The organism is Gracilibacillus orientalis, assembly GCF_900114645.1.
Lineage (GTDB): Bacteria > Bacillota > Bacilli > Bacillales > Amphibacillaceae > Gracilibacillus > Gracilibacillus orientalis.
Map to the genome: position 1 here is coordinate 297915 of NZ_FOTR01000004.1, position 11663 is coordinate 309577.

Sequence of the window (11663 nt, forward strand, 5' to 3'; positions counted from 1 at the left end):
ATCAAGGTGAAAAATACGATTCAATTTCAAAAGATGAAAAAGAACGGTGAAAAAATCTCAATGGTTACAGCATATGACCATCCATCTGCAAAACTAGCAGAATCAGCGGAAGTTGATATGATTTTAGTTGGTGATTCTCTCGGAATGGTAGTATTAGGTTATAATTCTACGATTGAAGTCACTGTAGAAGACATGATCCATCATGGAAAAGCTGTTACACGAGCTTCGACCGATACATTTACTGTCATTGATATGCCTTTTATGTCTTATCATTTATCATTAGAAAGTGCAATGGAGAATGCACAAAAAATCATGCAACAGACAAATGCCCAGGCGCTCAAAGTCGAAGGAGCTTCTGAAGATACATTAAAGCTTATCCGGAAATTGACAGAAGCAGGTGTTCCGGTAGTAGGCCATATCGGTTTGACACCACAATCGGTAAACGTGTTGGGCGGTTATCGAATCCAAGGAAAAGATGAAGAAACTGCCAAACAATTAATTTCAGATGCAGAGAAGCTAGAAAAAAGTGGGGCATTCAGTGTTGTATTAGAATGTGTGCCAGATCGTTTAGCAAAACATATAAGTAAACATTTATCGATTCCAACTATTGGTATTGGTGCTGGCAAAGATTGCGATGGTCAAGTCCTCGTCTACCATGATATTTTACAATACGGAGTAGATTTCAAGCCTTCATTCGTGAAAGCCTATCATGAAGTCGGGTCAGATATTAAGTCAGCAATTATGCAGTATCATAAGCAAGTAAAAAGTGGGCACTTTCCAGATGAGAAACATACGTTTATTATGGATGAACAACTGGCTAATGATCTGAAGTTGGAGGAATAGAAGTGAAAATAGTACGGACTGTAAATGAACTGGCATCCATTACTGACACTTTGAAAAAGGACAATAGGACAATAGGTTTTGTACCTACAATGGGCTATTTACATGAGGGCCATACAACACTAATGGATGAGAGTAAAAGCTATGCAGATATATTAATTGCAAGCATATTTGTAAACCCCCTGCAATTCGGACCTGGTGAAGATTTTGAGCGTTATCCTAGAGATGAAGAACGTGATCAAAAGATTGCAAAACAACATAGTGTTGATATTTTATTTATGCCTACTGTTGATGATATGTATCCTCAAGAGTCCACTGTTAACGTTGATGTAAAGAGACGTACTGATGTTTTATGTGGTAAAAGTAGGCCAGGGCATTTCAATGGCGTTGCTACCGTATTAACAAAGCTTTTTCATATAACAAAAGCAGATTTTGCTTTTTTTGGTCTTAAAGACGCACAACAAGTTGCTGTTGTTAAAGGTCTTATTGATGATTTTAATTTTTCTACCAAGCTTATTGCTGTGCAAACTATAAGAGAGTCAGATGGTTTAGCTAGGAGCAGTCGAAATGTATATTTATCTGATCAGGAAAGAGATGAGGCAGTTCACTTACATAAAGCATTACGTACAGGTCAGCAATTAATTATTGACGGTGCAAAAAATCCTGTTATGATTATAGAGAAAGTAAAAAAATATATAGAGACACATACAAATGGTCAAATTGATTATGTTGATCTGCTATCCTTTCCATCTTTAGATAAAATCGATACTGTTAATCAACAAGTCATCATAGCCGTAGCTGTTCAATTTACGAAAGCAAGACTAATCGATAATATTATTATAAGTGAGAATGGAATTGTACCTAAAGCAATTGTTTAGGGGGAACGATTATGTTACGTACCATGATGAAATCGAAAATTCATCGCGCACGTGTAACAGAGGCAAACTTAAATTATGTAGGTAGTATTACTATTGATAAAGATATTATGGATAAAGTAAATATTTTACCGCATGAAAAAGTACAAATTGTAAACAACAATAATGGAGCACGCCTGGAAACTTATGTGATTGCTGGAGAAAGAGGTAGTAAGGTATTTTGTTTAAATGGTGCAGCCGCTCGCCTTGTTCAGCCTGATGATATTATTATAGTCGTTTCATACGGCATAATATCAGACGAAGAACTAGTAGAATTCAAACCCAAAGTGGCTGTGATGGATGAGCACAACAATATTAAAGAAATATTAGCGCAAGAACCACCATTATCAAGCCTTGAATGAAAACAAACTCTTATCCACAAAGATAAGAGTTTGTTTTGTGAAGAATATAAATAAGGATGCACCAGAAATATAAACTACGAAGCAACTTTTGTGTTTTTCCTCCCATTTTGTTGGAGATGAGTGCTAGTTCTTTCGCTGCGGAAAAACACTCCCTTTCACCCAAGGGCAAAAGCGCATTATTCTGCCGAAGCGGTGACATACCACTCCCTTCAAAAAAGTGGAAGAAAGTCACTCTATAGAAATTTTCAGTACTTAGTAGTAATCTGAGCGGGTATCTGTTTGTTGCATATAAACTGTATGTGCCTTAAGTTGCAAACTATAAATTCGAATGTAATATCAAGAATCGGGGATGATCCTTTGCAAAAATTTGTTGTAATAGATGTGGAAACTACTGGGCAGTCAGCATCAAAAGGTGACCGAATTATTGAAATAGCCTTAGTAGTAATCGAAAACAACCAAATAACAAAACAGTATAATCAATTAATCAATCCAAAGCGACCCATCCCATCCTTTATTTCACAATTAACATCTATAACTGATAACGATGTGGAAGCAAAACCCGCTTTCGATGAAGTCGTAGTCGAGTTTAAAGATTTACTGGATAATGCTATTTTAGTTGCACACAATGTACCCTTTGATTTAACTTTTTTAAATGAAGAGCTTGAGCGCGTAGGAGAAACCAAAATTCAACCTTATGTTGTCGATACAGTTGAACTAGCAAGGATATTATTACCAAAAGCACCCAGTTACAAACTAAATGAATTAGCTGAATATTTAATGATTAGTCATAAAAATCCACATAGAGCAATATCTGACGCATTGGTAACAGCTGATTTGCTAATAATAATGATTAACAAATTACAGTACCTACCGAAGAATGTCATACATCAAGTATTATCAATATCTGAACCATTACGTACAGACTTTGCTAAATTGTGTGAATCATTAGACCATAAAGCTATTCGGAAAGATATAGAAAAATTTAGAGGTTTTTCTTTTAAGAAACAAGAAGAAACCAAGGATGTAGAAACAAGAATTCCATATGATTTCGCTGAATATCTAGATGAAATGTACGGTGAGATTGGCAAACTAGCACAAGTCTATCCCCGCTACGAAAAACGAAGCGCACAAGTCTTCATTAGCGAGAAAATCTATGATCATTTTAGGATGAATGAACATGCCCTAATCGAAGCGGAAACAGGACTGGGGAAAACGATTGGATATTTAGTTCCAGCTGTTTATGAAGCACTAAATCAGCATCATAAAATAGTGATAAGCACTACTAATACGAACTTACAATCACAATTAATTGATCAGGATTTAGCCAAACTCGATTTGCCAGTGCGAACAGCGATTATTAAAGGTAAAACACATTATTTAAGTCTGCAAAATTTCGAACAATTTTTTCACGATGTAAATTATCAATCTTATCAAGATACATTATTAAAGGCTATGATTATAGTCTGGTTAACGGAGACAACAACAGGCGATTTAGATGAAATACAGTTTCCAGTTGAGAAACACCCTGTTTTTTATCAAATTGTAGTGAATAATGGAAAAACAAATGAGATTTGGAAGAACCATTGTTTTTATCAAAGAATGATAAATAAAGTATCTGATGCTTCGATAATTGTTACTAATCATTCTTTGTTAGCGATAGACATGTTAGCAGAAAAGCCCGTTCTTCCTGAGTATCAAAGGTTGATTATTGATGAAGCCCACCAACTAGAACAAAGGGCAACGAATTATCTTGGAGATTCTTTAAGCTATTTTGAATTAACTCACTTTTATCAACAATTAGAAAAGAGTTATTCCAAAAGTATAACCTTTCAACAATATTTAGATTCGGTTAAGTATGAAACAGATATATTATTCCGTCAATTATATCAATATGTCAAAGGGCAGAATAAAAAACAGAAAGCCGTGACTGATGTTGGACGCTTAAAAACTGTCTGGAATCATGATAAACCAATAGAACTTGTCGACAGCATTTATCGAACCATGATGGTGATAAAAGAATTAGCGCAGTTGTTCCAAGATGATACAACAGATGAAAAGGATCAAATCTTACGTACACAAGAACTGCTTCGACAACTATTAATTGAAGATAAACAGGCGGCTATAACATGGTTGGAGATTGATCAACAAGGTGCAGAGAATGCTGTATTTATTCAGCATGAACCATTTTCAGTTAAGCATACATTAAATGATTATTTATTTCGAAAAAAGGAATCCATTATATTAATCAGTGCTACATTAACCATGAACCAATCATTCCATTATATAAAAGAAAGATTAGGGCTTGATACAGAGCGAACTAGAGAATATATCGTAGAACATTATTTTGATTATCGAAATAATGTACAGTTGATGATACCTAATGATCTCCCTGCCATTCAATATCCTAATAATGACGATTTTATATTTGCTATTAACGAAGCAATCATTTCGATTGCTGAAAAAACGAATGGAAGAATGTTAGTACTGTTTACTTCATATGATATGTTGCGAAAAAGCTACTATATTTTGAAAGAAACAGATTTGTTAATGGATTATATGATTATTGGGCAAGGTGTTTCAACAGGTAGCAGGAATCGGTTAATTAAACAATTTCAAGCATTTGAGAAATCAATCCTTTTAGGAACGAATGCTTATTGGCAGGGCATTGATATACCCGGCAACGATTTGTCATGTTTAATCATTGTGAAGTTGCCTTTTCAGTCACCACAAGATCCTGTGTATATTAAAAAGGCAGATTATTTTAAATCCAAAGGGATGAATCCGTTTATGGAATTAGCATTACCACAAGCGGTATTGCAATTCAAACAAGGATTTGGCAGATTAATACGGAAAGATACAGATCATGGCATGATATTTGTTTTTGATGAAAGAATCATGACAAAACGTTATGGTAAGACATTTACTCAATCCATACCAGAAATTCCTATTCACTATGAAAACATGCAAAACTTACTAAATCGTGTAAGTAAATGGCTATGATAAACTTCCGTATTTTGTGAAAACCTACATATATGAAAAATAACAAACAAAGAGGTAGGTTTCCTAATGAAAATACGTTTGATCTGTTGCTTATTATTGTCGATGCTTATTAGCTCTCCGTTACTAGCTATACCTGATATACCGAAATTAAATAATGATGAATTAGACATGATATTTTTTAATGTGCCTCATGGTGAAGCAAGTTTATTAACTAACCAACAAGGTCAACATATTTTAGTTAATACAGCTTCAAAAAGGAGTCAAAAAACGTTATACCAGCAATTAAGTAAATTGCAGGTGGACAAAATAGAAACCATTGTTATAACAAACCAATCAGAAGAATATACAGGTAACTTATTATATTTTTTAGAACATTATCAAGTCGAAAAGTTAATCATTCCTTCGAACATGAATGTTGAATTTTTAGAGGATGTTGACGTAGAAACATGGAAGCTTAATGAGGATTTTGTTCTTTGGGAAGATGTAAATATCCGAACGTTGGATGAAACAAAAGATGGAGATATTTCCTTTTTAATGCAATATGGCAAAGAATCCATATTATTTTTAAATGACAAAGAAACGGCAATTGAAGAAAAATTAATTCAGCAGACAGGGGATGTAGATATATTAAAGGTAGCAGCTTTCGGTAGTGGACACTCACCATCGCAAAGCTTTCTGGAACATATTGATCCTTATATGAGTATTATTTTTCCGAGTCAAACTCATAAGATCAATGAATCATTAATTGAGCGATTAAACGCAACTTGGATTGATGTCTACTTTTTGAAGCAGTCTGGTACCGTATTTGTACGTTTAAATAAGGATGATTACGAAATTCTCACGGAAAATAGTTCAATCAGCCTTTTATATTCTTAAATGACCATATATATTTTAAAATCGACCATGTTTTCAGTTGAAAAATTAATCAAAGTCTATCAAAATAAATAGAGAAATGTCTTTTTAACAGCATAGAAAGAAATTATTGCTTTCACTATGTTATATTTGATGGAGGTGTCTTAAATAAACCATTCAAAAATTACTACACTGTCTACTGTTCAACTAACGTATACGGAAGATTTGTACAAAATTGTCGACAGTTTAAATCGAACATTGAAAGAAGATGATCTTATGTTTGGATTAACATTAAGTGAGGATAATGATGAAAAAGCAATTTTTACTATATACCGGACTCAATAAAATATGGATTTTCGTGTCATTAAGCATTATCGTCTTATTGATTGTTTTGTACTATTTCTTTTCGCTTTACCAAGACGTTATGAGTAATAAAACAGATAACTTTGACGAAATGCAAACTTTAGCAATGGAAAACACTTCACTTGATGTGATACATAGCATTGAACGATATCATGCCGATAAATTATACTATGTGTTAGATGGTGAAACGAACAATAACCAACCATCTTTAGTATATATGTATCAATCGGAAGAGGAATGGGAATTCGACACTTATGATAAAGAACCACTTTACTCTGAAGATATTCTGTTATCAGAATGGCATGACCGATGTACATCTTGTGAATTTTTAGGTTCTACAGTTGGATTAGCTAATGGTGATCCAATTCTCGAGATTAAATACGTTGATACGTCAGATAGACTGGTGTATGAACATGTATTACTAGAGGATAAATCACATTATCAATTAACTTTAAACCCATCATTTCAATAATAGAAAGGTGATTAAAAAGTATGGAATTAGCAAACAGAGTACAAACATTAACCCCATCATCAACGCTTGCGATTACAGCAAAAGCTAAAGAGTTAAGACAAGCTGGCCATGATGTTATTGGTTTAGGTGCAGGAGAACCTGATTATAATACACCTAAACATATTTTAGAAGCAGCATCTAAAGCAATGTATGATGGTTTTACTAAATATACACCTGCTGGAGGAACTGTTGAATTAAAGCAGGCAATTCAGTCAAAAATGAAACAAGATCAAGGATTAGATTATGATCTTGACCAAATCATTGTAACAATTGGCGCAAAACATGCACTCTACACTTTGTTTCAAGTGCTGCTGAATAAAGAGGATGAAGTGATTGTTCCAGCTCCTTACTGGGTAAGCTATCCTGAACAGATTAAATTAGCTGAAGGTAAACCAGTATTTGTTGATGCACAAGAAAAAAATGAATTTAAATTAACACCAGAACAATTAGAAAATGCCATCACAGAAAAAACGAGAGCTGTTATTATCAATTCACCTAGCAATCCTACAGGTGTTATGTATGAAAAAGAAGAATTAGAAGCTTTGGGAAAAGTATGTCTCAAACATAATATTTTAATCGTTTCAGATGAAATTTATGAAAAGTTGACGTATACATCAACAGAACATATTTCTCTCGCAGAGCTTTCTTCAGCATTTAAAGAACAAACTGTTATTATCAATGGCGTTTCAAAGTCACATTCCATGACTGGATGGAGAATTGGATATGCGGTGGGTAATAAAGCAATTATTAAAGCGATGTCGAATTTAGCGTCACATTCAACTTCCAATCCTACTTCCATTGCGCAAGTAGCAGCACAAGCAGCTTATAATGGCTCACAACAACCGGTAAGTGACATGAGAGAAGCGTTTAGTGAACGATTAGAAAAATTATATGAATGGTTAGTCGCTATTCCAGGAATTGAATGTGTAAAACCAAAAGGTGCTTTTTATCTCTTCCCAAATGTGAAAAAAGCTGTTGAAATGAATGGATTTGATACAGTAGACGAATGGGTTACTGCTTTATTAGAAGAAGAAAAAGTAGCGTTAGTTCCAGGTTCCGGATTTGGTGCACCAAATAATGTTCGTCTTTCCTATGCTATTTCATTAGAGCAACTAGAAGAAGCAGCAAGACGAATTAAACGATTTATTGAAAATCATCAATAAGTACGAACGATAGTGGAGGAAATATTATGAAAACAACAATTAATCAGGTAGCAAAATATCTCAATCAAGAGGTAACAATAGGTGTATGGCTTGCCAACAAACGGTCCAGTGGTAAAATTGCCTTTTTGCAACTACGTGATGGAACAGGCTTCATCCAGGGTGTCGTAGTAAAAGCAGAAGTATCAGAAGAAACATTTCAAATGGCGAAGTCGCTCACACAGGAGTCATCTTTGTACGTAACTGGAACGATTGTCGAGGATACTCGATCACCGTTTGGCTATGAAATGCAATTGAAAGAAATCGAAGTAATCCATGAAGCAACGGATTATCCGATTACACCGAAAGAACATGGTACGGAATTTTTAATGGATCACCGGCACTTATGGTTACGATCCAAAAAGCAACATGCCATTATGCAAATAAGAAATCAAATAATTCAAGCTACGTATCAGTTTTTTCAAAAAGAAGGATTTGTTAAAGTAGATCCACCAATTTTAACTGGTTCTGCTGCCGAAGGTACTACTGAGCTATTCCATACCAAGTACTTTGATGAAGAAGCCTATTTATCACAAAGTGGTCAATTACATATGGAAGCAGCTGCTATGGCACTCGGACGTGTATTTTCATTCGGTCCAACATTTAGAGCCGAGAAATCTAAAACGAGAAGACACTTAATCGAATTTTGGATGATTGAACCGGAAATGGCTTTTGTTACACATGAAGAGAGCTTAGAAATACAGGAAAATTATGTGCAATTTATTATGGAATCCGTGTTAGAACATTGTACATTAGAACTTAAAATACTGGAAAGAAATGTGGAAACTTTAGAAAAAATCAAAGCACCGTTTCCACGGATCACATATGATAAAGCTATTGATATGTTAAAGGAAAAAGGATTTTCAGATGTTGAATGGGGAGAAGATTTTGGTGCTCCTCACGAAACAGCAATTGCTGAAAGCTTTGATCAGCCGGTGTTTATTACACATTATCCAAAAGATATTAAAGCCTTTTATATGAAACCTGATCCTGATCGTGACGATGTTGTGTTATGTGCTGACTTAATTGCACCAGAAGGTTATGGTGAAATCATTGGTGGCTCTGCTAGAATTGATGATTTATCGTTAATGGAACAGCGATATGAGGAGCATAACTTATCAGGTGACGCTTATCAGTGGTATCTAGATTTGCGCAAGTACGGTAGTGTACCACATGCAGGATTCGGTTTAGGATTAGAACGAACTGTTGCCTGGATTAGCGGTGTTGAACACGTTAGAGAAACCATACCGTTCCCAAGACTATTAAACCGCTTATACCCATAAGTAATGATAATCCTTTGCAAAGCATGCAAAGGATTATCTATTTTAAAATGAAAGAAAGATATATTAAAATCAACACAAAAACCAAATACTACGCAGTAACTCTATAAAGGACTTGCTTCTTACCATTCTTTCTTGTAGAGATTGTTATGTCACCGCTACGGCAGAATACTTCGCTTTCCGTGGGCACGGCTTCAGCTAACTTGGTAAAGAAAATCACTTTACCAAGTGGATCTTCAGCCCGTGCTGTTCCCACAGGAGTCTGCGTATTCTGCCTACGCTGGTAAGGATTTACTGATGATTGAAAGGATAACATCCATGGAATATACATTTTTAGGTATTTCTTCTCACTTCATAAAAAAACTACTCTAAGCTGCGGAAAAATGCGAGACTCCTGTGGGAAAGGAACAGTCTGAAGACCCCGTGATGCGCCTGTGTCTCCTAGTAACGCTTCGTAGTATGCTTCCTCGGCGCAAGGGAACAAAGAAGTTATTCAAGTAGTCCCCTGGCGCTGAAGCCTTCCCCGACGGCATAGAAAACACTACGAAAGTGATCTTTGCTTGAGTAGATGTTGCACTTGTGCCCTTGGTGAAAGCGAGTGTTTTTTCCGCAGTTTAGTATGTATTTCTTATCATGCAGGAAGAAATTCATAGAATATCATTCCATAAGTTCTCTTCTTTCGATAAACAGAACACTACGCAAAGCGGAGGCAGAATACGCAGACTCCTACGGGAACAGCGCGAGCCGAAGACCCCGCAAGAAAACGTACTTGGTTTTCTGAGGAGGCTAAGGCCGTGCCCGTGGAAAGCGAAGTATTCTGCCGAAGCGTTTCCCAGCACTCACCATCAACAAGGTGGAAGAGCAAATCTACGCAATAAGTTATTGCGCAGTATGTATCTACTGCGAATTAAATGGTATACAGGATAGGGTCTTTTTTCTAATTTAATGTTATCATATTGATTGAAGGTGGTTTTAAACGATGAAACAAAATATACAATTCATTTTACATGATCAAATAAATTTTCCTGCTTTATTAATAGAAAAATTTGCTGCTTTGGGTCTGAATGAGACGCAATTAGCCATTATTATGCAAATTTATACTGCGCAAAGAAAAGGGAACAACTTTCCTACACCTGAAGAAATCTCGCAACATTTAACAATCTCAAATGAAGTCTGTACCAATTTATTGCGACAGCTTATTCAAAAGGATTATTTGTCGATTGAAGAAGATAAGGAAGACAATCAAATGATAAAAGAAGCCTATTCATTAGATCCATTATGGAAAAAACTTTATACGGTTGATCAAAAGGTCGAAAAAGTTGATAATAAAGTCGGAGAAGTTTTTCAGAAATTCGAACGTGAATTTGGCAGACCATTATCACCTTTCGAAATCGAAATGATCAATAATTGGTTAGACGAAGATAACCATGATATTAGTCTTATATATACTGCTTTAAGAGAAGCAGTATTGATGGGGAAAATTAATTTTAAATATATTGACCGTATCTTAATAGAATGGCAAAAAAAGGGGATAAAATCTTCCCAACAAGCACAACAATCAAGTAAATCATTTCATACTAATCAGCAAAGCACATCAGCTAAGAAAGAACATCCTTATGATAAATCTTTATATTATAATTGGTTAGAAGAGTAGGGGAGAGCAATGTTAACAAAAAAAGAAATAAATGTTGTTTTGGATAAGATCGAAGAAATGTTTCCAGATGCAGAATGTGAATTAATTCATGATAATCCTTTTGAGTTATTAATAGCTGTTGTTTTATCTGCACAATGTACTGATGCATTAGTGAATAAAGTGACAAAAGATCTTTTTAAAAAATATAAGTCACCTGAAGATTATTTAAATGTACCTTTAGAGGAATTGCAGCAAGATATTCGTTCGATCGGTCTATATCGTAATAAATCAAAGAATATCCGAAAACTTTGTGCAACTTTAATTGAAGAATATGATGGGGTAGTTCCTGATACGAAGCAAGAATTAGAAAACCTTGCAGGTGTAGGTCGTAAAACTGCAAATGTGGTCGCTTCAGTTGCATTTGGTGAGCCTGCCATTGCAGTGGATACCCACGTTGAAAGAGTTTCAAAACGATTAGGTATATGCCGCTGGAAGGATAGTGTTTTAGAAGTTGAAAAAACACTAATGAGGAAAATTCCCAAAGAAGAATGGAGTAACACACATCATCGGTTAATTTTTTTTGGACGTTATCATTGTAAGGCGAAAAGCCCACAGTGTGAAATTTGTCCTCTTCTTGACCTTTGTCGAGAAGGGCAAAAGAGAATGCGAAAAAGCAGCAAGGTATAAGAAATACCTTGCTGCTTTTTTT

The 11663-nt window shown here is 35.1% G+C and carries 11 protein-coding genes; all 11 read left to right on the forward strand.

Translation table 11 applies throughout. The features are described 5' to 3' along the window. Positions 1-6: 6 nt before the first annotated feature. The 11 genes from panB to nth all read left to right on the forward strand — a co-directional run bounded on the left by panB (position 7) and on the right by nth (position 11641). The gene (gene panB / locus BM121_RS09880; protein ID WP_091483472.1) at positions 7-843 is read left to right on the forward strand and encodes a 3-methyl-2-oxobutanoate hydroxymethyltransferase; all 837 of its coding nucleotides are present in this window, start codon (positions 7-9) and stop codon (positions 841-843) included. A 2-nt stretch (positions 844-845) separates the two neighbouring features. Beyond that, positions 846-1718, forward strand: coding sequence for a pantoate--beta-alanine ligase (gene panC, locus BM121_RS09885; protein WP_091483473.1), 873 nt, complete (start codon positions 846-848; stop codon positions 1716-1718). Positions 1719-1729: 11 nt separating this feature from the next. Further along, the gene (panD, locus tag BM121_RS09890) at positions 1730-2116 is read left to right on the forward strand and encodes an aspartate 1-decarboxylase (protein ID WP_091483474.1); all 387 of its coding nucleotides are present in this window, start codon (positions 1730-1732) and stop codon (positions 2114-2116) included. Between the two features lie 357 nt (positions 2117-2473). After that, entirely contained in the window at positions 2474-5116 is a 2643-nt protein-coding gene (gene dinG, locus BM121_RS09895; RefSeq protein WP_091483475.1) for an ATP-dependent DNA helicase DinG, read from the forward strand. A gap of 66 nt (positions 5117-5182) precedes the next feature. Further along, entirely contained in the window at positions 5183-5992 is an 810-nt protein-coding gene (locus BM121_RS09900; protein WP_091483476.1) for a ComEC/Rec2 family competence protein, read from the forward strand. Positions 5993-6136: 144 nt separating this feature from the next. Continuing rightward, on the forward strand, positions 6137-6313 hold the full coding sequence (locus BM121_RS09905) for a YpmA family protein (RefSeq protein WP_091483477.1): 177 nt from the start codon (positions 6137-6139) through the stop codon (positions 6311-6313). Beyond that, the gene (locus BM121_RS09910) at positions 6276-6803 is read left to right on the forward strand and encodes a hypothetical protein (RefSeq protein ID WP_091483478.1); all 528 of its coding nucleotides are present in this window, start codon (positions 6276-6278) and stop codon (positions 6801-6803) included. The genes BM121_RS09905 and BM121_RS09910 overlap by 38 nt, the downstream gene beginning before the upstream one ends. Positions 6804-6823: 20 nt before the next feature. Continuing rightward, entirely contained in the window at positions 6824-8005 is a 1182-nt protein-coding gene (locus tag BM121_RS09915; protein ID WP_091483479.1) for a pyridoxal phosphate-dependent aminotransferase, read from the forward strand. A 26-nt stretch (positions 8006-8031) separates the two neighbouring features. Then, on the forward strand, positions 8032-9324 hold the full coding sequence (gene asnS, locus BM121_RS09920) for an asparagine--tRNA ligase (RefSeq protein ID WP_091483480.1): 1293 nt from the start codon (positions 8032-8034) through the stop codon (positions 9322-9324). A 976-nt stretch (positions 9325-10300) separates the two neighbouring features. Continuing rightward, a complete protein-coding gene (locus BM121_RS09930) occupies positions 10301-10975 on the forward strand; it encodes a DnaD domain-containing protein (protein ID WP_091483482.1) in 675 nt (224 codons plus the stop codon). A gap of 9 nt (positions 10976-10984) precedes the next feature. Continuing rightward, positions 10985-11641 carry an endonuclease III gene (nth, locus tag BM121_RS09935; RefSeq protein WP_091483483.1) on the forward strand — a complete coding sequence of 219 codons (657 nt, stop codon included), beginning with the start codon at positions 10985-10987 and terminating at the stop codon, positions 11639-11641. Positions 11642-11663: the final 22 nt, after the last annotated feature.

What these genes read in the sequence shown, in the direction of transcription:
- panD (WP_091483474.1), top strand. Translation starts at nt 1,730, where the DNA reads ATGTTACGTACCATGATGAAATCGAAAATTCATCGCGCACGTGTAACA.
- BM121_RS09900 (WP_091483476.1), top strand. Translation starts at nt 5,183, where the DNA reads ATGAAAATACGTTTGATCTGTTGCTTATTATTGTCGATGCTTATTAGC.
- BM121_RS09910 (WP_091483478.1), top strand. Translation starts at nt 6,276, where the DNA reads ATGAAAAAGCAATTTTTACTATATACCGGACTCAATAAAATATGGATT.
- BM121_RS09915 (WP_091483479.1), top strand. Translation starts at nt 6,824, where the DNA reads ATGGAATTAGCAAACAGAGTACAAACATTAACCCCATCATCAACGCTT.
- asnS (WP_091483480.1), top strand. Translation starts at nt 8,032, where the DNA reads ATGAAAACAACAATTAATCAGGTAGCAAAATATCTCAATCAAGAGGTA.
- BM121_RS09930 (WP_091483482.1), top strand. Translation starts at nt 10,301, where the DNA reads ATGAAACAAAATATACAATTCATTTTACATGATCAAATAAATTTTCCT.
- nth (WP_091483483.1), top strand. Translation starts at nt 10,985, where the DNA reads ATGTTAACAAAAAAAGAAATAAATGTTGTTTTGGATAAGATCGAAGAA.